Here is a 22,389-nt window from a genome sequence, read left to right on the forward strand (position 1 = left end):
ACCAAAGGAACGCACGCTACATTCGACGGCCGAGTTTGCCGATCTGATTTACCGACGTGTTATGAAACGACCTGGCAATCGATGGGATGCTGTCGGGCGTGGCGCCCAGCAGCATATCGACGTCGGGCACGGAGGAATCCTGTAGGGATTTCCAGATGGCCTGCATTCTATCCATGACAGGGCTACGAATCCTAAATGCCGGTATGTCGAACAATGGATAGGAATGAACCAGGAAACTCGAATACACCGACACGACCGCTGAAATCGCCTGACGATTGGCGAGGATCACAGGCTCGATCAGAGGAGCGTCGGTCTCCAGCAACCGGACGCCGGCCGCTGCCAGGCTCGAATTGCCGAACAGGTCATCGATCGGCGCGCGCGGATGCGGCTTGAGCCAGACATCGAAGCCCGCGGCCCGAAGCATTTTTGCCGCAGGTTCGCACGCTTCGAAGGAATGAGAAGGGCTGGCTGCAATATTTGGTGGAATGCCCATCGCCAACATGACGATGTTATGAGGCTTCTCAAAGATCGGTATGCTGTAACAGTTTATGCTCTTTTCAAGCAATTGAGTGAGTAGCTTGACGTCGACAGGCTGCGAAACGATCGAGGCTGCGCGCGCAATCTTGGGCGACAGAGCATAGAATCGCGTGTTGTTGTCCTGAACGCGCACGTTCAGCGCTTGAGAGTAGGTTGACAGGCCCTCTTCATAAAAGGCGTACCGTGAGGCCGGAAATTTGTGGCGCACGAATCCCGCCATGTGGAAATGAGAGGAATAGACTTCGTCGAAATTGCAGTTGAATGGATTGGAGAATCCGGCGTTGTTCTCGTAATATTCATGATGACCGACGGTGTGGACGGCTGCCCATCTGTCGCTCATTTGGTACGCCCATTGCGTGTTACCCTCGGCAGCCTGTCTATCTATGGTAATGAGAAGATAATCGTCGGTTGCCGTACCCTGTTGTGATGCGAGCGTCGCTGCCACGGCAGTCGCAAAGTAACCGGTCGAAATAAACAGGCGCTTGGGGCGAACGACGCCGGGAATGTTCCTTATCGCTGAGGCCACATCGTGAATGGCTCGCTGGTCCAGAACTGCCTGCGTTTTGAGAGCTTCTCTGAGTTCCGAAATTTCGATCCGCAGCTTCTCGGCCGTATCGCGCAACTCTTCGACTTGAAACGATACGATGTCGTCATCGCGCTCGACCATTGACGGCTCCGCCTTGGGATCGTCAAGTTCCACGGCGGCCTGCCGGGGCAAGGGCTGCTCTGCCGGAACTCTCGAAGCGACCGGCGTGTCGAATTCCGCGCCGAAGAAATGCAGCCACATGCGCTCGAGCATGTATCCATAGACGGCCCGGCCTAACGTTGCCTGATACGTAATTTCGAGGCTTTGCCGCGGCCAATTGGCGATGAGATCATTGCGAACGGCGAAGATCGCACCGTAGCAGAACACGCCAAAGGAATGCGCGCTAGCCTTATCCGCCAGCTCATCGAGGCCGCATTTGCGGAGGAAGTCGCTGGCGACGTTTTCCCCTTCCCGCGGGCTGCCATGGAGCTCACAATAATCACGGCTCGTTGCCAAGGCGCCTTCGTCGATGAAATCCGGCGGACTCCAGCTAGACAGCGAGAAACGTTCGGGACGAACGCGCAGACGCCCACCCAGGCGGCGTTCGTATTCTGCAAGCAAGGTCGCCGGCGGAATATTGTGATCGGACTGCCATTGCCAGGAAAGCGGCTGCAGGCTGTCCCACTGCCGCCAGTTTTGCAAAAGTGGGAGGAAATCCGGACTATGGGTAAACGGATCGCCTTGCGTGAAGACCGTGAAGGAATTGTCTTTCCGCGGCTTCGTCAGCATATGGTGGATGTATGTTTCGGACTCCCGCCCGACATTCTGCCTGTCAATGATATGATCGGCTCTATCAATGATGCGCGCATCGCTGACCGGCACGCCCTTGTTGTAGATGTAGATCTCGAAATCGCTGGGAATGTTCACGACCCAATCGAGAGACTCGTTGTAGCGGGCAATGACAATTGAGTTCATATGATATCTCCAGGCACGGGCTGCCGCCAGCGGCGGCATAGATGAAACCGCGTCTCGATCAATCTCCCCGCGCTGCCGACCATGCCGTATCAAGTTCGGCGAACCACCTTGGCAGAGGGATAGAAATCAAAGCTTGCACCGGGCTGGAGCCCGATGCCGCATTGCACCGCCTGGAATTCTCCAGCCCCGCGAAAGCAATCTCTCCTATCCAGCGACGAAGCTTGCGCTCCGAATCGCGCCGACGCCCCTGGAGAAGTCGATGTCCTCTATTGAATCCCCCGTTCTTTCGATCTGCGTTCCGACCTACAATCGTCAGTTCATGCTGGAGCGCAACGTTAGCTTCCATTTGGATGCATTTCGCGGGCTAAACATTCCCTTTGAGATCGTGATCGTCGATGATTGCTCGACGGATAATACCGCCGCCTACGTCCAGTCCATCTCCCATCACCCGGAAATCAGCGCCTATCGCCGCGCAAGCAATTCCGGTTTTCTCAGCAACTATGCCTTCGCCATGCAGCGTGCCCGCGGTCAATATGCCGTTTTCCTCGGGGATGACGACTTGCTCATTCCGGAAAAGGTCGTCGAATACATTCGCTTGATGGCGGACGACCAGAGGATCGGCATGGTGCAGGCGCCGTGGATGCTCGTTGATGGAAGGCCCGGCGGCGGAGACATGCAGCCCTTTTATCACCTCTCCTATCCGACGCGTCATGCGAAAGGCGATTTCCATTCGATGCTGGAATTCATCCTCGAGCGGCACGTCTTTCCCGAGTTCATGATCATCCGGCGCGACGTCCTGGCCAAGTCCATCTCCAGCCCGACGCCCTTCATCTTCTGGGCATTTCTCTATACGACCCGCGCACTCGACAAGGCCGACATTCTCTTCATGCCGGAACCCTTCGCGCGCGTAACGGCGGTCTCCGACGACCCGCGCCTGCAGCAGGGCAACAAGGAATGCATGTTCCAGTGGGACACCTATAGAGGCGGCCTGGAGTATCTCGCCTCTCAGGCCCTTCGCGACGGCAAGCTTCCGGCCGATTACCGGACGTCTCTGGTGCAGCGCATCACGCAGTTCATGCTGCAGCGCCAAGCCGTCGCCATGCGCCTGCATGTCCACGCGCAGAATTGGGTCGAGGCCTACATCATGTATCATCGCATGGCGGCCTATCACCCCTCGCCGCTGCCGCCGGAATCCTACGATCAGATCCGCAAGCTCGCCGGCATCGCGACCGCCGCAACGGAGGCGATCGCATTCAACGGCGAACCAGTCATTATCGAGCCGATCGTCGACGACACGACGATCAATCTTCTCTCACCATCAATCCGGGAACGTCTAAGCCGAGAAGCTCCCGAACTCGATAGATCGGACCGGCCAAGGGCTTTCCTACGCTTCACGCAGACCTTTCCGCCCAATCCCGGTCCGAGGGACGGTTTGTTCGATATTCTCACCTATATCGAACAGTTCGTTTGAGGCTCTCAGCCCGGCAGCAGCTCCGTCACCGCGATGATCGGGCCGAGCGGGAATAGTTCGTCTCGCCTCTGCCATTCCGGTATATCGAGACTGGAGATGCTGCCGTCGAGGAAGAGTGCATTGGCACAATCAAGGTCGTCCCGAAACAAAGTCGCAAAATCGTGGAAGCGGACGGCGCCGTCCGACACGGCGAAGATGACCTTGCCATCTGCGGAGACGCCGACGCCGTTACGAGTCTTGAAACTGGTGCTGTCGGCGAGGAACGACGGATGCAGCTTGCCGTCGATCACCAGCATCGGCCCGGATTGCGTCGCGTAGAGCGGCTTGACGCCTGAGGCCAGGAAGGCTTTGCTCTCCATGATGCCGGCATGGCCCTGCTCGATGTAGAAGACGCCGTTCGGCAGTAGATGAAAATTGCCCCAGCCCTTGTTGGTGTTGATCGCCCTTTGTTGCTTGCCTTCTTCGATATAGAGGCCGACCGGCGATTGATCATCCCGGTACATGCCGCCGTTCATCGCAAATCGGACGTAGATGCGGTCTTGGCGAAGATCGTCTTCCAACGCGCGGAACGAACCATAGGGCTTGCCGCTGCGGTCGTTCTCAAAGAGCCGGATACCGTCTTTGGCGGGATCGAAGGTGCAGACCGTATAGCTGTCGCCGAGATGCAGAACCTTGCGGCAGGCTTCGTCAGCAGACGCGGTCGTGGCGCAGATGAGGATGGCGAACATGGTCAGCAACCGAATCAAACGCTTGGGCTCCGCAGCGAATTTCGCGAGCTTCAAAGGCGCAATGGAATTGCGGCGAAAGAAGGAAATTCCTCTCCTTTTCAGGATTGAAGTGCCGCCATGTGAAAAGCAAGTTGCGCCGGCGAATAGCGGTAGGCCGATCCCACCGGGCAGGCATTGCGCGCCAGACAGCCGCCGGTCATACAGCCGGTTTTCCCCGCATCCGTGCGCAAATGCGACCGGCAGGCGGCAACATCAAATCCAGCCGATGTGACAGCGTCGACGGGACAAGCCGTTAGGCAGGGCTTTTCGGCGCAATGATCGCAGGGATGCGCAGCCATTGTCCCTGCCCCATCCTCTTCGATCACGCCGACAAAGCCGAACGCACCGCGATAACCATGCCATAGGCCATAGTCCGGATGGATCAGGATACCGAGCGGCGATGCTTTCAAACCTTCCGCCTGCATCGCCCACCGCTGAAACGGCTGCCACGGGGGATCGGAGGGAAAATAGGCCGTCGCCTGGAATGCCGCGGCAAGAGGCCGTATGATCGCTTTCGACCATTCGTCCAGCGGATCGGTATGGCCAGCATTTTCGGGCGATTGCCGCCACCGCGAAAACGGTTCCCAGATGGAACCGCCGATATTGCCGAGCAGAATCACGCTCCGCGCCGGCGCCCCGTCAGCCAATGCAGGTCCCTCGTCTTCGCCGAAAGAGACGATGCAGCGAACAAAAACTCCGTGTGGCGCAAGCGCCGCACGGAGTTTACTGACAATCGCGGAGCCGCCGCTCATCGCGGCCCCTTATATTGATAGTGCGGCCGCCAGACTTCTTTCTGAATCAGATCGGCGACGCGAACCGCACCGCCTTGCTCCCTGGCGGCCTCGGGCTCTCTTCAGGTGAAAGCGTCCGGCATCGAATCCTTGCGCTTCTGGATATAGGCCAGCAGCGCCTCGTCGATCGCAGGATCGAGCGGCGGTGCTTCGTAATGATCGAGCCAGGAACGGCAAAGCGCATTGGCGCGTTCTTCGATGCGCTTCTGCCCCTCGATTTCCCACTGTTCGAAAGAGTTGTTGTCGGCGAGCGCCGAGCGGTAGAAGGCGGTCTGGAAGTTGGCCTGCGTATGACCGCAGCCGAGATAGTGGCTGCCGGGGCCGACTTCGCGGATAGCATCCATCGCCTGGCCGTTTTCGGAGAGATCGACGCCCTCGGCCATCTTCTGCATCATGCCCAGTTGATCCTGGTCGATCATGAACTTCTCGTAAGAGCTGACGAGACCGCCTTCGAGCCAGCCAGCGGCATGCAGCACGAAATTCGTGCCTGCAAGCAGCGTCATGTTCAGCGTGCTGGCCGATTCATGGGCAGCCTGCGCATCCGGAACCTTGGAAGCGCAGAGCGAACCGCCGGTACGGAACGGTAGGCCGAGACGGCGAGCGAGCTGGGCTGAGCCGTAGGAAACCAGCGACGGCTCCGGCGTGCCGAAGGTCGGTGCGCCCGACTGCATGGAGATGGATGCGGCGAAGGTGCCGTAGAGCACCGGCGATCCCTTGCGAATCAATTGCGTGAAGGAAGCGCCTGCCAGAACCTCGGCCAGGATCTGCGTCAGCGTGCCGGCAACCGTCACCGGGCTCATCGCGCCGGAGAGGATGAACGGCGAGACGACGGAGGCCTGATTGTGCCGTGCGTAGACCTTCAATGCACCGAGCATGGTCTCGTCGAACACCATCGGCGAATTGGCGTTGATCAGGTTCAGCGTAACGCAATTGTTTTCGACGAACTCATCGCCGAAAACGATCTTTGCCATCGCGATCGTGTCTTCGGCGCGTTCCGGCGCGGTCACCGAACCCATGAACGGCTTGTCCGAATATTTGATATGGCTGTAGACCATATCGAGGTGGCGCTTGTTGACGGGGATGTCGACCGGCTCGCAGACCGTGCCGCCAGACGAATGGATCGACGGCGCCATATAGGCGAGCTTCACGAAGTTGCGGAAATCCTCGATCGTCGCGTAACGGCGATTGCCTTCGAGATCGCGAACGAAGGGAGGGCCGTAGACCGGTGCGAAGATCGTTGCCTTGCCGCCGACCTGGGCGTTGCGGGCGCTATTGCGCGCGTGCCAGGTGAATTCCTTCGGCGCGGTCTTCAAGAGTTCGCGGCAAAGCCCTTTCGGGAAATGCACCCGCTGACCCTTGACGTCGGCGCCGGCCTCCTTCCAGAGTTCCAACGCTTCCGCATCGTCGCGAAACTCAATGCCGATTTCTTCGAGCACGGTGTCGGCATTGCGCTCGATAAGCTGCAGGCCTTCTTCGTCCAGGACTTCGTAGACACCGATCTTACGCTGAATATACGGAAGCGACGGACCTGGCCCGCCACCGCTGCGTGATGCGCGTCGCGCCGCCGCACCTCTGCCTTCGCCGCGCGAACGCCGTCCGCCACCATCACCTGCGGCCGGTTGCTCAATCATATCGTCCATGATGCTTCCTCACTCCTGCGCATGAATGCGTCTGTACATTTGCCCCATGCTACCCGATTCCATCGCACGGACATTCCTTTATGCGCCAGTGACTAGCATAGGACAGACATGACCGGGGCGAAATTGCTTCATATCCATCCGTTCCATCCGTCGCGATTTATCTGCGCTACGTCGCTTTCGAAAAGGGTTTTGTTAGGCTTCCAGTCTATCGATAAAGACAGCATTGTTTTATAGAAGCCCCTGATGCATCGCACGAAAACGGGATGGAGCGCATGTCTGACGAAGAAATCATTCTCTCGGAACTTTCAGACGAGGAACTTGTGCAGCAGATGCACGACGACCTTTATGACGGACTGAAGGAGGAAATCGAGGAAGCGACCAATATCCTCCTCGAACGCGGCTGGGCACCTTATGACGTTCTGACCCAAGCGCTTGTCGAAGGCATGCGTATCGTCGGCATCGACTTCCGCGACGGCATTCTCTTCGTTCCGGAAGTTTTGCTTTCCGCAAATGCGATGAAGGCCGGCATGTTTATCCTGCGGCCGCTGCTGGCGCAGACCGGTGCGCCGAAGCTCGGCAAGATGGTGATCGGCACCGTCAAGGGCGACATTCACGACATCGGCAAGAATCTCGTCGGCATGATGATGGAAGGCGCCGGTTTCGACGTCATCGACCTCGGCATCAATAACCCGGTCGAAAATTATCTGGACGCCATCGAGCGCGAACAGCCGGATATTCTCGGCATGTCGGCGCTGCTGACGACCACCATGCCCTACATGAAGGTCGTCATCGACACGCTCAAGGAAAAGGGCATGCGGGACGATTATGTCGTCCTCGTCGGCGGCGCGCCGTTGAACGAAGAGTTCGGCAAAGCGGTCGGTGCGGATGCTTACTGCCGCGACGCGGCCGTCGCCGTCGAAACCGCCAAGGACTTTATGAAGCGCAAGCACAATAGCCACGCTGCCAGCGCCTGATCACGACAAATGCCAAGGCGGCGGCATCCAAAGGGTTGCCGCCGGTCGATCGGCATCCCAGATCAGTTATTGGGCCGCCTTCTTGACCTTGTGACCGGCATCCTGGGTCGCGTTAACGGCATTGGCGGTGTCTTTGCCCGCGCCGCGAATTGTGTTGGCGCATGAACCGAGTACCATAAGGACTGCGCAGGCGGCGGCGATTTTGCTGAGTGTCGGTGTGGTCATGATCGGAAGCCTTCTCGGAAATGGAAATTGATCGACAAAAGGCGGAGACAACAACTCCGCGAGATAAACGTGCAATCGCGCAAAAGGTTCATGTGATCGCGTGCGGCGCAATCGCGCGCGAAATACTGGCGATCGCCAGAATCAACAATCTCGAGCACATCGACCTGCACTGTCTTCCGGCGATCTATCATTCCTATCCCCAGAAGATCGCACCTGCCCTCAAAGAGGCAATCGCGGATGCCCGCTCGCGCGGCTTTGAGAAGATTTTCATCGGCTATGCCGATTGCGGCACCGGCGGCGATATCGACAGAATTTGCGAGCAGGAGGGCATTGAGCGCCTCTCCGGCCCGCACTGCTATTCCTTCTTCAGCGGCAACGACGCCTTTGCCGCTCGCGAGGATGACGTCACCTCGTTTTTCCTTACCGATTTTCTGGCTCGTCAGTTCGAAGCCTTCGTCGTCGTTCCACTCGGCCTTGACCGGCATCCCGAACTGAAGGAAATGTATTTCGGCAATTATCGCAAGATCGTCTATCTCTCCCAGGAAGAGGATCCGGCGCTGCAGGAAAAGGCAAAAGCGGCAGCAGCCTATCTCGGCCTTGACTACGAATACCGGTTCACCGGCTATGGCGATCTCGCCCGCGAATTGCTGGCCGTCTGATTACGACATTGCCCTTAAGACTGCCCACTTGCGGCGGTAACCGGACCCAGCCATGCTGGCCATGTTGAAAGCCTCGAATCCCAGCGAAAAACAAGACGATGTCACTTAAGAGTGACTAGCGGTGGCAATTGTGGGGACGCTTTCGACACCGCGTCGTTTTTTGGCATGGGTCGCGTCGTCTCAAGCGCAGTCCCAGGATCGGCGGACGTGCCATTCTTGTTCAAAGAGGAGAATTTTTGCATGGCGGATCGCATTGTCGTCTACTGGCGGGACATCCCTGCCCAAGTCATCATCAAGAAAGGACGGCAAACAGCCAAACGTGAATTGTCGCTGCGCTTCACGGAAGCGATCGACATGTGCGCGATGCGCACCGGCGCTGCCGAGACCGACGATTATCTGGCCGAATGGCGCAAGGCCGATCCCGTGTCGGTCTCCGACGATCTGGAGGCAGAGGCCGATAAGGCCGCAAGCGAACTCGAAGCCGCCTATGATCGCGAGCGCCTGGTAGCATTGGTGAAGGCCGGAGGCCGTGACAATGGGTGATGCTGTTCAAAAACCGGGCAACGCCGCAGCGGGGGCCAAGGCCGCCAGCGGCGCCTATACGCCATCGGGTGTTTCGCCAAACCGCCGCGCCCGCCGCAAATACACTGTCCGTCTCTGGGCTGTGCGCCACTCGCGTTTCCTCGAGTGGTTTTATCACCGCTTTGCCGACACCTTCCTCCTGCTGCATCCGCTCTGGAAGTCGATCGGCTATGCGCGCGTCGAGCGGCCGATCACCTTTGTCGAGCGCAATGTGAAGGGCTTTCTCTTCGATTGTCGTATGTGCGGCCAGTGCGCCCTTTCGTCGACCGGCATGTCCTGCCCGATGAACTGTCCGAAACAGTTGCGCAACGGCCCCTGCGGCGGCGTGCGCGCCAACGGCAATTGTGAAGTCGAGCCCGACATGCCGTGCGTTTGGGTGCAGGCCTGGAAAGGCTCGCGCAACATGACCGGTGGCGACGCGATCTTGAACGTGCAGAAACCAGTGAACCAATCGCTGCGTGAAACGTCTTCCTGGCTGCGCGTGACGGCGGAAGCCGCGGCGGCACGCGAAGCGACGAAGAAGGAAGCCTGATCGATGGCGCATATCGATGAAAATCCGCTTGGCGCGCATCTGCCGCTCGATCCCCTGCCCGGCCACTCTTCGCTCGGGCGGTTGGAGCGCGTGCTGCGCCGCGGCGAATTTGCCGTCACGGCAGAGCTGAACCCGCCCGACAGCGCCAATGCGGAAGATGTCTACGAGCGCGCCGCCATATTCGATGGCTGGGTGGATGGCATCAATGCTGTCGATGCCTCCGGCGCCAATTGCCATATGTCGTCGGTCGGCATCTGCGCGCTGCTGACGCGCATGGGCTATGCCCCCATCATGCAGATCGCGTGCCGCGACAAGAACCGCATCGCCATCCAGGGTGACGTGCTGGGCGCTGCCGCCATGGGCGTCTGCAACATCATGTGCCTGACCGGCGATGGCGTCCAGGCCGGGGACCAGCCGGGCGCCAAGCCGGTTTTCGACCTCGACTGCATGTCGCTGCTCGAAACCGTGCGGATCATGCGCGACAACGCCAAGTTCCTTTCCGGCCGCAAGTTGACGTCACCGCCGAAAGTCTTTCTTGGCGCCGCCATCAACCCTTTTGCGCCGCCCTACGACTTCAGGCCGTATCGCCTGGCGAAGAAGATTGAAGCCGGCGCGCAGTTCGTCCAGAGCCAATACTGCTACGACGTGCCGATGTTCCGCGAATATATGAAGAAGGTCCGGGACCTCGGCCTGCAGGAGAAATGCTTCATCATGGTCGGTGTCGGACCGCTGGCTTCCGCCAAAACCGCGCGCTGGATGCGCTCGAACGTGCCGGGCGTGCATATTCCGGACGCGGTGATCAAGCGCATCGAAGGTGCTCAGGATCAGAAGAAGGAAGGCAAACAGCTCTGCATCGACATCATCAACGAGGTGAAGGAGATCGAGGGCGTTTCCGGCATCCATGTCATGGCCTATCGCCAGGAAGAATATGTCGCCGAGATGGTGCACGATTCGGGTGTGTTGAAAGGTCGCCAGCCGTGGAAGCACGAATCGAGCCGTACCGACGCGCTGGTCGCCGAGCGGCTGGAGCATATCCGTGGCGGCATGGAGGAAAATCAACAGCAAATGGCCGAAGCCGCCGCCCATCATCCGCCGCACCTGGCGCATTGAATTAGAATATTCTCAACAGGCCTCCGGAGGAGCCGGTCTGGCTTGTAACCCAATTCATCGCACGATAGACCACCGCTATCGGGCCAACTGACCAGAGGATCAGACATGACGCGTACCATCGTTGCTTCAGCCACTCGCGAAATCATCATCGGTTTCGACCAACCCTTTTGCGTGATCGGCGAACGCATCAACCCGACGGGGCGCAAGAAGCTGGCCGCCGAGATGATCGAGGGCAATTTCGAGACCGTCATCAAGGACGCGCTGGAACAGGTAGCCGCCGGTGCGACTATGCTCGACGTCAACGCCGGCGTCACCTCTGTCAATCCGAACGAGACCGAGCCGGGCCTGCTGGTGAAGACGTTGGAAATCGTCCAGGGCCTCGTCGATGTGCCGCTATCGATCGACAGCTCGGTAACAGCCGCTATCGAGGCGGGGCTGAAGGTCGCCAAGGGCCGGCCGCTGGTCAATTCCGTGACCGGCGAAGAGGAGAAGCTCGAAGCCATCCTGCCGCTGGTGAAGAAATACGACGTGCCGGTGGTCGCCATCTCCAACGACGAGACCGGCATTTCCATGGACCCAGACGTGCGTTTCGCGGTCGCCAAGAAGATCGTCGAACGCGCCATGGACCACGGCATCAAGCCGCATGATATCGTCGTCGATCCGCTCGTCATGCCGATCGGTGCGCTGGGCGACGCCGGCCGCCAGGTCTTTGCGCTGCTGCATCGCCTGCGCAACGAGCTGAAGGTCAATACCACCTGCGGCCTCTCCAACATCTCGTTCGGCCTGCCGCACCGCCATGGCATCAATGCCGGCTTCATTCCGATGGTCATCGGCGCCGGCATGACCTCGGCGATCATGAATCCCTGCCGCCCGCAGGAAATGGAAGCCGTTCGCGCCGCCAACGTGCTGAACGGTACTGACCCCAATTGCACGAACTGGATCATGACCTATCGTGACTACAAGCCCGCCGAAGGCGGCGTGGCTGCGGCTGCCACGGCTGCGCCGGCAGCGGGCGGCGGTCGCCGTGGTGGACGTGCGGCTCGCGCTGGAGCAGGCGCTACGAGGGAATAGCGATGTATCCGAGCAGCCGCCTTTCCAACGATCTTGCAACGCTGTGGCTCCAGGCGCCCATCGTCATTGCGATGCGCACGCAACAGATGTGGATGGCGGCGATGACCGGCGGTGCTTTTAATACCGCGGAATTCAACCGGATGGTCTCAGAAAAGATGATGGCTGCGGCGGAAAGCGCCGTCGCGGCCAATATAGCCATTGTCAAACAGAACGTCGTGGCGATAACGGCGATGGCAACGGGCAGCAGCACCTCATCGCGTCGCGCAGCCGATGCGATCGCCCAAGCCGCCGTCAAGCCCTACAGCAAGCGCGTCCGATCGAACGTGCGCCGCCTCACCAGACAGAAAGGCTGATCCGTGGCCCAAGCCAGCGACAGCACGAACCCCCTCGTCCTTTTCATGCCCTCCGGCAAGCGTGGCCGATTTGCAGTCGGCACTCCCGTGCTGGAAGCGGCACGGCAGCTTGGCGTCTACGTCGAAAGCGTCTGTGGCGGCCGCGCGACATGCGGACGGTGCCAAGTGTCCGTGCAGGAAGGCAATTTTGCCAAGCACAAGATCGTCTCCGCCAACGACCACCTCTCACCGATCGGCCCGAAGGAAAAGCGCTACGCCGAAGTCCGCGACTTGCCCGACGGGCGTCGCCTCTCCTGCTCGGCCTTGATCCAAGGCGATCTGGTCATCGACGTACCGCAGGATACGGTGATCAATGCGCAGGTGGTCCGCAAGGCGGCCGACGAGCGCGTCATCGCCCGCGATACGGCCGTGCATATGTGCTACGTCGAGGTCGAAGAGCCGGATATGCACAAGCCATCGGGCGATCTCGACCGGCTGAAAGCTGCATTGGCCGCCGACTGGAAGTACGACAATCTCGAGGTCGATTTTCATATCATCCCGCAGGTCCAGTCGATCCTGCGCAAGGGCGAATGGAAGGTTACGGCCGCGATCCACAGGGATCAGGAGGGCGACCGCCCGCGCCTAGTCGCGCTTTATCCGGGCTTGAAGAATGAAGCCTACGGCATTGCCTGCGACATCGGCTCCACGACAATCGCGATGCATCTCTCTTCGCTGCTGTCGGGCCGCACGGTGGCATCTGCCGGCGCTTCCAACCCGCAGATCCGCTTCGGCGAAGACCTGATGAGCCGCGTCTCCTACGTGATGATGAATCCGGACGGTCGCGGCGCCATGACCAACGCGGTGCGCGAAGCGCTGAACGGGCTGATCGACAAGGTCTGCGCGGACGGCGGCGTATCGCGCCAGGATATTCTCGACGCCGTCTTCGTCGGCAATCCGATCATGCATCACCTCTTCCTCGGCATCGATCCGACGGAACTTGGTGGCGCTCCCTTCGCGCTTGCCGTCTCTGGCGCGGTGCATTTGACGTCGGCCGAAATCGGCCTGCCGATGAATCCCGGCACCCGCGTCTACATGCTGCCCTGCATTGCCGGCCATGTCGGTGCTGATGCCGCCGCGGCGACGCTCGCCGAGGGGCCGCACCGGCAGGACGAAATGATGCTGCTGGTCGATATCGGCACCAACGCCGAAATCGTGCTTGGCAACAGCGACCGCGTCGTCGCAGCCTCCTCGCCGACCGGCCCTGCCTTCGAAGGTGCCGAGATTTCCAGCGGCCAACGCGCCGCTCCCGGCGCCATCGAGCGCGTACGTATCGATCCCGTCACACTGGAACCGCGCTATCGCGTCATCGGCATCGAGCAGTGGTCGGATGAGCCCGGCTTTGAAGAAGCCGCAGCCAAAATCGGCGTCACTGGAATCTGTGGGTCGGCCATCATCGAGGTCGTGGCCGAGATGTTCCTGACCGGCATCATTTCCGAAGATGGCGTCGTCGACGGCAGCATGACGGCGCGCTCGCCGCGCATCCTGCAGAACGGCCGCACCTTCTCCTATCTGCTGCGCGACGGCGAACCGCGCATTACGGTGACGCAGAATGATATCCGCGCCATTCAGCTCGCCAAGGCCGCGCTTTATGCCGGCGTCAAGCTGCTGATGGACAAGCAGGGCATAACCCATGTCGACCGCATCGGCCTTGCCGGCGCCTTCGGCACCTTCATCGATCCGAAATATGCGATGGTGCTGGGTCTGATCCCGGACTGCGCCCTCGACAAGGTAAAGGCGGTCGGCAATGCCGCCGGCACCGGCGCGCGCATGGCCCTCCTCAACCGCGGCCACCGCCGCGAAATCGAGGAAACGGTGAGCAAAATCGAGAAGATAGAGACGGCGCTTGAATCAAAGTTTCAGGAGCATTTCGTCTATGCCATGGCGCTGCCGAACAAGGTCGATGCCTTCCCGGAACTGTCGAAGGTGGTGACATTGCCCGAGCGCAAGCAGCCTGCCGATGATGCCGACGGTGAGGGCGGCGGCCGCCGACGTCGCCGCAGCCGCGAGTAATAGGCGAGCGCGGGCCGCTTACGCCGCCATTCTTCGTCCGATCTCTACGAATGCCTGCCGGATGCTATCGGCGACTGCCTTCATCGGTCCTGTCATCTGCGACGCCGTCAGCAGGCGAATGTCGAAGGATGTGAGCTCTGGCAGCCCCTCATTCGGTCCAAGGATTTCCATATCCTCCGTGACGTAGGAGCGCGGAAACGGCGCGACTGCCAGATCCGACACGATGGCGGCGCGCTGTGCCATCGTGTGGGCGCTGAGATAGGAAACGCGGTAGGAACGCTTCTGCCGCTCGAGTTGCGCCAATGCCTCCGATCGCCAGATGCAGCCCTCTTCCCAAATCGAGATGGGAAGCGGATCGCGGCGATAGGCCGTGCCGCACTTTGCGCCGGCCCAGACCAAGCGCTCGGTATAGATCACCTCGCCCTCGGTTGGAAAAGGCCGCGTCGCGCAGTTGATCAGCGCCAGATCCAGCCGCTGCTCCTCGATACGCTTCTTCAACTGCAGACTCATGTCGACAGTAACATCGACCATGATGCCCGGATAACTCTCCGAAAAACTCCTCAGAATGCTCGGCAGCAGGCGCTCGCCGATATCATCGGGGGCGCCCAGCCGCACGACGCCGCTGAGCTCGGGCATGATGAAGCGCGACACGGCCTCATTGGAAAGGGCCAGGATGTTGCGCGCATAGGAGAGCAGCATTTCGCCATGCTGCGTCAGGCTGACAGAGCGCGCATCGCGCAGGAACAACGTCACGCCGAGCTGCTCTTCCAGCTTCTTGATCTGCATGGAGACAGCGGACGGCGTGCGAAAAACCGCATCGGCAGCGGTCGAAAAATTGCCGGTTTCAGCGATGGCGACGAAGGTGCGCAGAACTTCATTGTCGAGCAGCGGTATGGGCCGGCGGAGCGGTACGGTCATAACGTCATCCTTCAATTTTTCTGATTTTAAACACCATATCATTTCATTTGTCTGAATGTCAACGAAGCACCATATTGGGCTCTAACGAAATTGATTGAGACAGTCGAAAGGAGCAACGAACCATGGCTGGCGCAGCACTTCGCGAGGCATCTCGCTTGTTCAACCTCATACGCGCCCGTGAAATTCAGCGCACCGCGCAGCACACGCTCGACGATATCGCAACGCATTTCCCGGCGCATCTCATCGACGACGTCAATGCCCGCGGGCTGCCGCCGGATCGGGTGCTCTCGGCACTCGAACGGAAGGCCGCCAACCCGCGATCGTTCAAGAATGCTAATGGCAGCTATAAGATCTATTCGTTTGATTGATGGGCCAAACACACCCATATTAGCTCGTAAAGGTCGCGACCTTTCGGGCATCTGAAAACCGAAGGAACCTTGAAATGACAACGATCACCTATAGACACACCCATAGGACGCGCAGCCCGCTTCCGCCGACTGGGACGTTTGTGCAGCTCATCACGCGGATTGCCGATCACTGGCAGCAATGGCGCTCGGAGCGCGAGCTCGAGTCCCTTTCGGACGATATGCGCAAGGATCTTGGCTGGCCGGCCGTCGACGAAGCCAAGAATTCCAAGGCCGGACGATGATCGCGATATCCCATGAATTCTGAAGGCGACGCTCAACCAGTCCGGGTGTCGCCTTTCGAACATTTATGCATCTGAGCGCGTATTTGGTTTTAGTTTGGTTATTGCCGCCATATATATTTGGTCGTTCCAGTAAATTGCTTTGTCGTCTCGCCCGCTTTATTTGAAGCGTCAATTTTAGTGAGCTTGCACAAATATCTCTTTGCGGCCGCTATTATCCATGCCAATGTCGCTATTGGACCATCGAGCCGACGCATTTGACGCAAGGAATACGGGATGGTCCTGGAGGATGGATTTTCCTGATATGAGCAAGACTCCGATTAAGACGCGTTCCCTGGTTTTCTTCCTCGTTCCCCACTTTACCATGCTGCCGTTTTCCGCCGCGGTCGAGACGCTGCGGATTGCGAATCGCATGCTTGGTTATCCCGCATACACATGGAGGCTGGCCTCGATCGACGGCCAGAAGGTTTATTCCTCCAGCGGCATCGGTCTCGAAGTCAATACGTCGCTGGCCGACGAGCGCCGCAATCTCGGCGGCGAGAACAGGCCCAACATGGTGCTCGTCTGTTCGGGCATTTACGTCGAAGAGTTCCACAACAAGTCGGTCAACGCATGGCTGCGCGAGACCTACAATCGTGGCGTCGCCGTCGGCAGCCTCTGTACGGGCGCACATGTGTTGGCCCAGGCCGGTCTGCTGAACGGCAAGCGCTGCGCTATTCACTGGGAAAATCTCCCCGGCTTTGCCGAGAATTTCCCCCAGGCCGAAGTCTACGCCGATCTCTACGAGGTCGACAGCAATATCTATACCTGCGCCGGCGGTACCGCTTCGCTCGACATGATGCTGAACCTGATCGGCCAGGATTTTGGCGAAAACCTCGTCAATCGCGTCTGCGAGCAGCAGCTCACCGACCGTGTCCGCAGCCCGCACGACCGCCAGCGCCTGCCGCTGCGCGCTCGCCTGGGCGTTCAGAACGCCAAGGTGCTATCGATTATCGAGTTGATGGAAAGCAATCTCGCCGAGCCGCTGTCGCTGCTGGAAATCGCCGATGATGCCGGCCTTTCGCGCCGTCAGATCGAGCGCCTCTTCCGTCAGGAAATGGGACGCTCGCCTGCGCGTTATTATCTGGAGATCCGCCTCGACCGCGCACGTCACCTGCTGGTGCAGTCCTCGATGCCGGTCGTGGAGGTGGCGGTTGCCTGCGGGTTCGTTTCCGCCTCTCACTTCTCCAAGTGTTATCGCGAACTCTATAACCGCTCGCCGCAGCAGGAGCGCGCCGAACGCAAGCTCACCATGTCGAGCAACCGTACCGGCATCGTCGTTTGAGTTCTGACCGATGGAGGCGGCTATTCCGCCGCCTCCTCCGTCATCTTGACATCGGAATAGACCTGATTGCGGCCCTTGTGCTTGGCCATATAAAGAAACTGGTCGGCGGCGTTTAGATAGTTCTCGAACGCCTCATGCCCGGCAATTTCGGCGACGCCGATCGACACGGTCACCGATAGTTCCTCGTCGTCCGCATTCACCTTCAAATTGGCGAGATTGACGCGCACCTCGTCGCAGAGCGCCGTTGCCGCGCGTGAATCCATCTCGGTGAACAGAATGGCAAACTCCTCGCCGCCGAGACGGGAGAGCAGATTCTCGCTGCCTTCGAACAGCGAATGAAGCCGGCCGGCAACAGCCTTCAACACCTGGTCGCCGATCTCATGACCATAGGTGTCGTTCAGATGCTTGAAATGGTCGATGTCGAGAATCGCAACCGAGGTCGGCCGATGATGGCGCAGGCATTCGTTGACGATCCGCGGCCCGTGATCGTAGAAATAGCGTCTATTATAGAGCCCTGTCAGATAGTCGCTTGCCGCGGCGGCGCGCAACTGCTTGAGCTGCATCAACGTTTCGACATTGTGTGCAATACGGCATTGCAGCTCTTCAGCCACGAACGGACGATAGATGAAATCGCTGGCGCCGGCCTTCAGGAACATCGCCGACAACAGACGGTCGTTCGAAGAGGAGATGCCGACGACCCGCATCCGATCCGAACCGTAGCGATGGCGAATACGCCGGGTCAGTTCATAACCGTCCATATCAGGCATGTGATGGTCGGTCACCACCACTTCGATGTCGCCATATTCGTCGAGCGCTGCCAAAGCTTCGACGCCGGTGCCGGCTTCGGCAACCTTGAACTGCTGCGCCTCCAGAAGCTCGACCAGCACACGCCGTGCCGACGGCAGGTCGTCCACCACCAGCACCCGCGTGCCGCGGTTGGATATGGCGCGCCTTACGGTGGAAACGAGATTGTCGAGGGCAAATTCATTGTCCTTCAGAACATAATCGACAATGCTGCGCTCCATGATGCGGTTGCGCATTTCCATGTCGAACGACGCGGTAAAGACGATGGTGGGGATACGGCGGGCGATGGTAACATCCAGCGCCTCGCCATGGGGTGCATCCGGCAGATTGAGATCGACGACAGCCATGGTGAAGCCGTGCCCGTCCACCGCCAGCGCTTCATTCAGCGTCTTCAGTGAGGCGCAATGGGTAACATTCAGGCCGAGTTCGGTTTGAAATCGATGGGACAGGACAGAAGAAAACATACGCGAATCCTCAACCAGAAGTATCTTCTGGCTGCCGCGGCGATGGCTGCGGCCATCGCTGAGGAAATCCACGCGGAACACCATTTGCCTTTACGTCCTCCCAGACCCCCCGGCATGCGCTGATCGCTGTTGCCTATCGCAAGCGAAAACGACCTTGCCCCTCAACTCCATCGTGAACAGGATTCGTGAAGAAATTGAAACCGGAGATTGCAGAAATATCGCACAAAAGATGAATTTTCTTCATTTTTTCACGTGTCGAGTATCGATCGGCTTCTTCTTCCGATATGTCACGCACTCAATCTTACCTGTCGCACTGACTGGATCTGCAGCAACGTGTCGAGATTCTGGTTCACACGGCAATAGAATTCTTCGTCGATGAACGGCCGCAGGATGAAATCATTACCGCCAGCCTTTAGAAAACGCGCCGACAGGAGCCGGTTGGTCGAGGACGAGACGCCGATGATGCGCAGTTCATGTGAGCCGATGCTAGCCCGGATACGGCGCGTCAGTTCGAAGCCGTCTATATCAGGCATGTTGTAGTCGGTGACCATCAGGCCGATGTCGCGATTGGCCTTCAAAATCTCCAATGCCTTTGTGCCGTTCTCGGCGACGCTGACGCGGAAATTATAGCGCTTCAGGCGGCTGGATAGCAGCGCACGCGCCGTGGCGCTGTCGTCGACGATCAGCACGTGATGACGATGATTGGTGAGAAAGCGACAGATCGATTCTGCCAGCAGATCGACGGCAAAGATATTATCCTTGAGAATATAGTCGACGACATCCTTGGCGATCAGCGCGTCGCGCATGCCTTCCTGGAACGTGCCGGTGAAAACGATCGTCGGGATGCTGAGATCGATAAGATATTCGAGCGCCTCGCCCTTCTCCGCCCCCGGCAGATTGATATTGGAAATTGCCAACCGGATCGGCTCGGACGACTTGTCATAGGCAAACTGCAATTCTTCGAAGTTCCTGCAGATTTCAATGTCGATATCGAAGAGTTCCTTCAGCTTCGTGCTGATCATCGAGGTAAAGACATTCGAATCCTCGGCGAGAAGAATACGCGCCCCAGCAAGCGAGCCGCCGGAATACTGCATTCCCGAAATACCCAAAAATGGCATGATTAAACCTGTTAATAGAAAATCGTCCCCGTCCCAATTCTCTACAGCAAAGCACTTGAATATTTATTAAGTCGACTGGTTTCCCACAAATGAAAGGCGACCGCCGGCGGCCTTCTCATTTATTATACTCTGAACCTCAGATATCACGCGTCATTGGGCCGACGCCTTGCCACGACGCCGGACACCGCTCCTGACCTCCAGCGGCTGCGGCAACTCCTCTTCAACCTGTGGAGCGATGTCTTTCACAATGTCTTCATTCACGACTTCCGGCCCGTCTGCGGAGTCGGCGAGTTTGGTGCTCGCTAACAGATCGGCCTGCTTGCCGCGTTTGCCGTCGCGAACGATATGCAGCTCCTGATGCGGATAGGGAATGGCAATCCCCTCCTCGCGAAAACGCTTCAGGATATCGATGCGCAGATTGTTGCGGATATCCATGCCGTCGGAGAGATCGGAGAGATAGAAACGCATCTCGAAATCGAGCGAGGATGGACCGATGCGCAGGAATTCGACATGCGGCTCGGGATTTCTGAGCACCTTCGGGACGTCGCGCACCAGCTCCAGCAGAATATCCATCACCCTCTTCGGATCGGCCTCGAAACTGACGGACACCGGAATTTCCGAGCGCGCCAGGCGGTTGCGGTGCGTCCAGTTGCCGACCGAGCCGTTGATCAGCTCCGAGTTCGGCACGATGATCGACTGCTTGCGGAAGGTTTCGATCTCGGTCGCGCGCACCGAGATGCGCTTGACGATGCCTTCCGACGTACCCGAGACGATCCAGTCGCCAACTTTGAAGGGCCGCTCGACCAGCAGGATCAGGCCTGAGACGAAGTTCGACACGATATTCTGCAGGCCGAAACCGATACCGACCGAGAGCGCGCTGGCAACGAGCGCCAGGCTCGACAGGTCGATGCCGGCAGCCGAAATGGCGATAATAGACGCTACCGCCACGCCGAGATAGCCGATACCGGTCTTCACCGAGTTGCGGACACCCAAGTCCACTTGCCCGCGCGCCATGACATTGCTATCGAGCCAGCGCTGGAACCAGCGCGTCACCAGGTAACCGCCGGCAAAGAGCAGGACGCCGGCGAAGATGCCGACCAGCGAAATCGAGATGTTGCCGATGCGGATTTCGGTGAACAGCCGATAGGCGATCAGCTCCAGATCCTGGATATGAAATCCCCAGGACAGCAGGATCAACGGAATGCCGGTCATAAGCGCAACGGCATAGGTTGCAAGACCCGCCCCTAGACCAGCCTGATCGAGCGCGACATCGCCCAGCGCGAAACGATTTTCGAGGAAACGCCCGATGATCGTCTCGGCAAAGACGCCCTGCCTCGACACCGATTTGCCCAGCTGGAAGCCGAGATACATCGTCGCCACAACGGCACTGGTGACGATCAACTGTGTTGCGATGAAGCGCGCCAGACCGACATAGCCGATAACAGCCGTGAAGATCAGCAACGTACCAAGCACGCGAAGAATGATCGCCATGCCGTGTGGCCAACGCCGACCGGGAGCGTCGGGATTGCCGTTCTTTGAAAGGATCGGCGACCCGAAGGAGGCGGCAATCAGGATGAGGCCGATCAGCAGCGCCGCAAAGAAACTCTTCGCGACGGTGACGACAACGGGCGAACCCATGGATTCGCTGATGCGGTCGAAGACGTAATCGAGACCATTGACGACGGCCATGGCCTGCATGCACCAGCTTAGCGAGCGAGCCCCTTTGTTGGACAGCTTGACCAGCCGCCAATGCGGCCGGGCGGGCGCAAAAACGGCGTTAGCCAGGCGGCCGACGAAATAGACCAGTCCGATGAAGCCGAAGAGAGCGGCCAGCACCGGCGCGATATCGGGTCGCAGCACGTTGAAATTCGACAGGAAGAAAAAGGATGTAACGAGGAACGCGACCAACGACAGGGTGCGGATCAGCGTCGACCAGAAGGCGACCGAGAGGCGGCTGATATAGGGCGGATTTTCGATGTTTTCGTCCCGCACATAATACCTGCGGAACAAGCGGTAGCCGCCGGAAAGGAAAATCAGCGCCGCGCCAAGCGACAGGAAGAGAGCGGCCAGCAACGAACCGAGCTTGGCCTTCAGGACGAAGCCGATCCAGCTCGTTACGGCCGTGCTGAACTCTACGCCCTCGTTGACGAAGGCCGTCCCCGCATCCTCGAATGTTGCAGCGGAAACGCCTGTACGCTTGAACAGCGTCTCGGCAAACAACTTGCGGCGCACTTCGACAAGCTGCATCACAAGCCGGTTGCTCGCAGCAACCAGGTTGTCGGCATCGACGGTCACGGCGCTGATTTGCGAACGTTCGGCGTTGAGACGATCACGCTCCTGGGTGACGATCGCTGCTTCCGGCGGCTGCCCCTCCTTGGGCGGCGGACCGAGCTGTGTCAGGCGCGCGTCGATCTCGGCAGTGCGTGGCTTCAACCGCGCCGAAATCGCCGCTACGGAACGATTGAGTTCATCCGCCTTGCCGGAAAGGGCCACCAGCGCATTGTCATCGGCGCCTTCCTCTTTGGAGTCACCTTCGATCGAGGCAAAGTCCTTCTTTGCCTTGCTGAGGTCGCCAACCGCAGCCTCCAGCAAACCGTTGGCGAGTTGCGCCGACTGCGGCGCTTGAGCCGCGGGTTGCTGCGCAGGCTGTACCTGTTGCTGATTCTGCGCAAAAGCGTGCCCGCCCGGCGAAGAGCCGGCAACCATGACTGCGCTCAGTCCCAAAAGCAGCACGGGCAAAAAACGGAGACGGTGTTTCAGCAGGCGCAAGCAAAGCTCCTCGTCGCAGATTAAATCGCCGGCGGCTGAGCAAACGGATTCGCCGCACGAAACAATGGAAGAACGGGATCTTCC

21 protein-coding genes are annotated in these 22,389 nt (G+C 59.1%); 12 read left to right on the forward strand and 9 right to left on the reverse strand.

Annotated elements, in window-relative coordinates; genetic code table 11:
- Positions 1-16 precede the first annotated feature (16 nt).
- Positions 17-2,038: a polysialyltransferase family glycosyltransferase gene (locus tag K290_RS0112520; RefSeq protein ID WP_065091536.1), complete on the reverse strand. Its 2,022-nt coding sequence runs from the start codon at positions 2,036-2,038 to the stop codon at positions 17-19.
- Between the two features lie 259 nt (positions 2,039-2,297).
- On the opposite strand from K290_RS0112520, the gene K290_RS0112525 reads away from it, so the two are divergent.
- Positions 2,298-3,509, forward strand: a complete 1,212-nt coding sequence (locus K290_RS0112525; RefSeq protein ID WP_028752245.1) for a glycosyltransferase family 2 protein — start codon at positions 2,298-2,300, stop codon at positions 3,507-3,509.
- 5 nt (positions 3,510-3,514) lie between these two features.
- On the opposite strand, the gene K290_RS0112530 is transcribed toward K290_RS0112525, so the two are convergent.
- From K290_RS0112530 to K290_RS0112540, 3 genes are all read right to left on the reverse strand, one after another.
- Entirely contained in the window at positions 3,515-4,237 is a 723-nt protein-coding gene (locus tag K290_RS0112530; protein ID WP_028752246.1) for a phosphodiester glycosidase family protein, read from the reverse strand.
- A gap of 98 nt (positions 4,238-4,335) precedes the next feature.
- Complete coding sequence (locus tag K290_RS0112535; RefSeq protein ID WP_028752247.1) at positions 4,336-5,028, reverse strand: 4Fe-4S dicluster domain-containing protein; 693 nt, start codon at positions 5,026-5,028, stop codon at positions 4,336-4,338.
- A gap of 101 nt (positions 5,029-5,129) precedes the next feature.
- Positions 5,130-6,707, reverse strand: coding sequence for a trimethylamine methyltransferase family protein (locus K290_RS0112540; RefSeq protein WP_028752248.1), 1,578 nt, complete (start codon positions 6,705-6,707; stop codon positions 5,130-5,132).
- Between the two features lie 272 nt (positions 6,708-6,979).
- On the opposite strand from K290_RS0112540, the gene K290_RS0112545 reads away from it, so the two are divergent.
- Complete coding sequence (locus tag K290_RS0112545; protein WP_028752249.1) at positions 6,980-7,681, forward strand: corrinoid protein; 702 nt, start codon at positions 6,980-6,982, stop codon at positions 7,679-7,681.
- Between the two features lie 66 nt (positions 7,682-7,747).
- On the opposite strand, the gene K290_RS0112550 is transcribed toward K290_RS0112545, so the two are convergent.
- Positions 7,748-7,906 (reverse strand): entericidin domain-containing protein, encoded by a 159-nt coding sequence (locus tag K290_RS0112550; RefSeq protein ID WP_028752250.1) that lies wholly within the window; start codon positions 7,904-7,906, stop codon positions 7,748-7,750.
- Between the two features lie 20 nt (positions 7,907-7,926).
- On the opposite strand from K290_RS0112550, the gene K290_RS0112555 reads away from it, so the two are divergent.
- The 7 genes from K290_RS0112555 to K290_RS0112585 all read left to right on the forward strand — a co-directional run bounded on the left by K290_RS0112555 (position 7,927) and on the right by K290_RS0112585 (position 14,262).
- Positions 7,927-8,565, forward strand: coding sequence for a DUF1638 domain-containing protein (locus K290_RS0112555; protein WP_051264042.1), 639 nt, complete (start codon positions 7,927-7,929; stop codon positions 8,563-8,565).
- A gap of 240 nt (positions 8,566-8,805) precedes the next feature.
- Positions 8,806-9,108, forward strand: a complete 303-nt coding sequence (locus tag K290_RS0112560; RefSeq protein ID WP_028752252.1) for a virulence factor — start codon at positions 8,806-8,808, stop codon at positions 9,106-9,108.
- Positions 9,101-9,679: a methylenetetrahydrofolate reductase C-terminal domain-containing protein gene (locus K290_RS0112565; protein ID WP_028752253.1), complete on the forward strand. Its 579-nt coding sequence runs from the start codon at positions 9,101-9,103 to the stop codon at positions 9,677-9,679. The genes K290_RS0112560 and K290_RS0112565 overlap by 8 nt, the downstream gene beginning before the upstream one ends.
- A 3-nt stretch (positions 9,680-9,682) precedes the next feature.
- Positions 9,683-10,789: a methylenetetrahydrofolate reductase gene (locus K290_RS0112570; RefSeq protein ID WP_037135333.1), complete on the forward strand. Its 1,107-nt coding sequence runs from the start codon at positions 9,683-9,685 to the stop codon at positions 10,787-10,789.
- 105 nt (positions 10,790-10,894) lie between these two features.
- Complete coding sequence (locus K290_RS0112575) at positions 10,895-11,860, forward strand: methyltetrahydrofolate cobalamin methyltransferase (protein ID WP_028752255.1); 966 nt, start codon at positions 10,895-10,897, stop codon at positions 11,858-11,860.
- Positions 11,861-11,862: 2 nt separating this feature from the next.
- Complete coding sequence (locus tag K290_RS0112580; protein ID WP_028752256.1) at positions 11,863-12,213, forward strand: hypothetical protein; 351 nt, start codon at positions 11,863-11,865, stop codon at positions 12,211-12,213.
- Positions 12,214-12,258: 45 nt separating this feature from the next.
- Entirely contained in the window at positions 12,259-14,262 is a 2,004-nt protein-coding gene (locus tag K290_RS0112585) for an ASKHA domain-containing protein (protein WP_051264054.1), read from the forward strand.
- A gap of 18 nt (positions 14,263-14,280) precedes the next feature.
- Here the strand turns inward: K290_RS0112585 and K290_RS0112590 are convergent, their stop codons facing one another.
- On the reverse strand, positions 14,281-15,222 hold the full coding sequence (locus K290_RS0112590) for a LysR family transcriptional regulator (RefSeq protein WP_028752258.1): 942 nt from the start codon (positions 15,220-15,222) through the stop codon (positions 14,281-14,283).
- 80 nt (positions 15,223-15,302) lie between these two features.
- Between K290_RS0112590 and K290_RS0112595 the strand changes: the two genes are divergently transcribed.
- The 3 genes from K290_RS0112595 (at position 15,303) to K290_RS0112605 (ending at position 17,150) form a co-directional block, all read left to right on the forward strand.
- Positions 15,303-15,548 carry a hypothetical protein gene (locus K290_RS0112595; protein WP_028752259.1) on the forward strand — a complete coding sequence of 82 codons (246 nt, stop codon included), beginning with the start codon at positions 15,303-15,305 and terminating at the stop codon, positions 15,546-15,548.
- Between the two features lie 74 nt (positions 15,549-15,622).
- Positions 15,623-15,829 carry a DUF1127 domain-containing protein gene (locus K290_RS0112600; protein WP_028752260.1) on the forward strand — a complete coding sequence of 69 codons (207 nt, stop codon included), beginning with the start codon at positions 15,623-15,625 and terminating at the stop codon, positions 15,827-15,829.
- A gap of 301 nt (positions 15,830-16,130) precedes the next feature.
- The gene (locus K290_RS0112605) at positions 16,131-17,150 is read left to right on the forward strand and encodes a GlxA family transcriptional regulator (RefSeq protein ID WP_425337592.1); all 1,020 of its coding nucleotides are present in this window, start codon (positions 16,131-16,133) and stop codon (positions 17,148-17,150) included.
- Between the two features lie 20 nt (positions 17,151-17,170).
- On the opposite strand, the gene K290_RS0112610 is transcribed toward K290_RS0112605, so the two are convergent.
- The 3 genes from K290_RS0112610 to K290_RS0112620 form a co-directional block, all read right to left on the reverse strand.
- On the reverse strand, positions 17,171-18,502 hold the full coding sequence (locus tag K290_RS0112610) for a diguanylate cyclase (RefSeq protein ID WP_028752262.1): 1,332 nt from the start codon (positions 18,500-18,502) through the stop codon (positions 17,171-17,173).
- A gap of 203 nt (positions 18,503-18,705) precedes the next feature.
- The gene (locus K290_RS0112615) at positions 18,706-19,536 is read right to left on the reverse strand and encodes a response regulator (protein WP_028752263.1); all 831 of its coding nucleotides are present in this window, start codon (positions 19,534-19,536) and stop codon (positions 18,706-18,708) included.
- A gap of 150 nt (positions 19,537-19,686) precedes the next feature.
- Positions 19,687-22,305, reverse strand: coding sequence for a mechanosensitive ion channel family protein (locus tag K290_RS0112620; protein ID WP_028752264.1), 2,619 nt, complete (start codon positions 22,303-22,305; stop codon positions 19,687-19,689).
- Between the last annotated feature and the right edge of the window lie 84 nt (positions 22,306-22,389).

It is taken from the genome of Rhizobium leucaenae USDA 9039 (assembly GCF_000426285.1).
GTDB lineage: Bacteria > Pseudomonadota > Alphaproteobacteria > Rhizobiales > Rhizobiaceae > Rhizobium > Rhizobium leucaenae.

Coding starts and splice junctions, on each gene's coding strand:
- K290_RS0112520 (WP_065091536.1), bottom strand. CDS start 2,038: ATGAACTCAATTGTCATTGCCCGCTACAACGAGTCTCTCGATTGGGTC.
- K290_RS0112525 (WP_028752245.1), top strand. CDS start 2,298: ATGTCCTCTATTGAATCCCCCGTTCTTTCGATCTGCGTTCCGACCTAC.
- K290_RS0112530 (WP_028752246.1), bottom strand. CDS start 4,237: ATGTTCGCCATCCTCATCTGCGCCACGACCGCGTCTGCTGACGAAGCC.
- K290_RS0112535 (WP_028752247.1), bottom strand. CDS start 5,028: ATGAGCGGCGGCTCCGCGATTGTCAGTAAACTCCGTGCGGCGCTTGCG.
- K290_RS0112540 (WP_028752248.1), bottom strand. CDS start 6,707: ATGGACGATATGATTGAGCAACCGGCCGCAGGTGATGGTGGCGGACGG.
- K290_RS0112545 (WP_028752249.1), top strand. CDS start 6,980: ATGTCTGACGAAGAAATCATTCTCTCGGAACTTTCAGACGAGGAACTT.
- K290_RS0112550 (WP_028752250.1), bottom strand. CDS start 7,906: ATGACCACACCGACACTCAGCAAAATCGCCGCCGCCTGCGCAGTCCTT.
- K290_RS0112555 (WP_051264042.1), top strand. CDS start 7,927: ATGGAAATTGATCGACAAAAGGCGGAGACAACAACTCCGCGAGATAAA.
- K290_RS0112560 (WP_028752252.1), top strand. CDS start 8,806: ATGGCGGATCGCATTGTCGTCTACTGGCGGGACATCCCTGCCCAAGTC.
- K290_RS0112565 (WP_028752253.1), top strand. CDS start 9,101: ATGGGTGATGCTGTTCAAAAACCGGGCAACGCCGCAGCGGGGGCCAAG.
- K290_RS0112570 (WP_037135333.1), top strand. CDS start 9,683: ATGGCGCATATCGATGAAAATCCGCTTGGCGCGCATCTGCCGCTCGAT.
- K290_RS0112575 (WP_028752255.1), top strand. CDS start 10,895: ATGACGCGTACCATCGTTGCTTCAGCCACTCGCGAAATCATCATCGGT.
- K290_RS0112580 (WP_028752256.1), top strand. CDS start 11,863: ATGTATCCGAGCAGCCGCCTTTCCAACGATCTTGCAACGCTGTGGCTC.
- K290_RS0112585 (WP_051264054.1), top strand. CDS start 12,259: ATGCCCTCCGGCAAGCGTGGCCGATTTGCAGTCGGCACTCCCGTGCTG.
- K290_RS0112590 (WP_028752258.1), bottom strand. CDS start 15,222: ATGATATGGTGTTTAAAATCAGAAAAATTGAAGGATGACGTTATGACC.
- K290_RS0112595 (WP_028752259.1), top strand. CDS start 15,303: ATGGCTGGCGCAGCACTTCGCGAGGCATCTCGCTTGTTCAACCTCATA.
- K290_RS0112600 (WP_028752260.1), top strand. CDS start 15,623: ATGACAACGATCACCTATAGACACACCCATAGGACGCGCAGCCCGCTT.
- K290_RS0112605 (WP_425337592.1), top strand. CDS start 16,131: ATGAGCAAGACTCCGATTAAGACGCGTTCCCTGGTTTTCTTCCTCGTT.
- K290_RS0112610 (WP_028752262.1), bottom strand. CDS start 18,502: ATGGTGTTCCGCGTGGATTTCCTCAGCGATGGCCGCAGCCATCGCCGC.
- K290_RS0112615 (WP_028752263.1), bottom strand. CDS start 19,536: ATGCCATTTTTGGGTATTTCGGGAATGCAGTATTCCGGCGGCTCGCTT.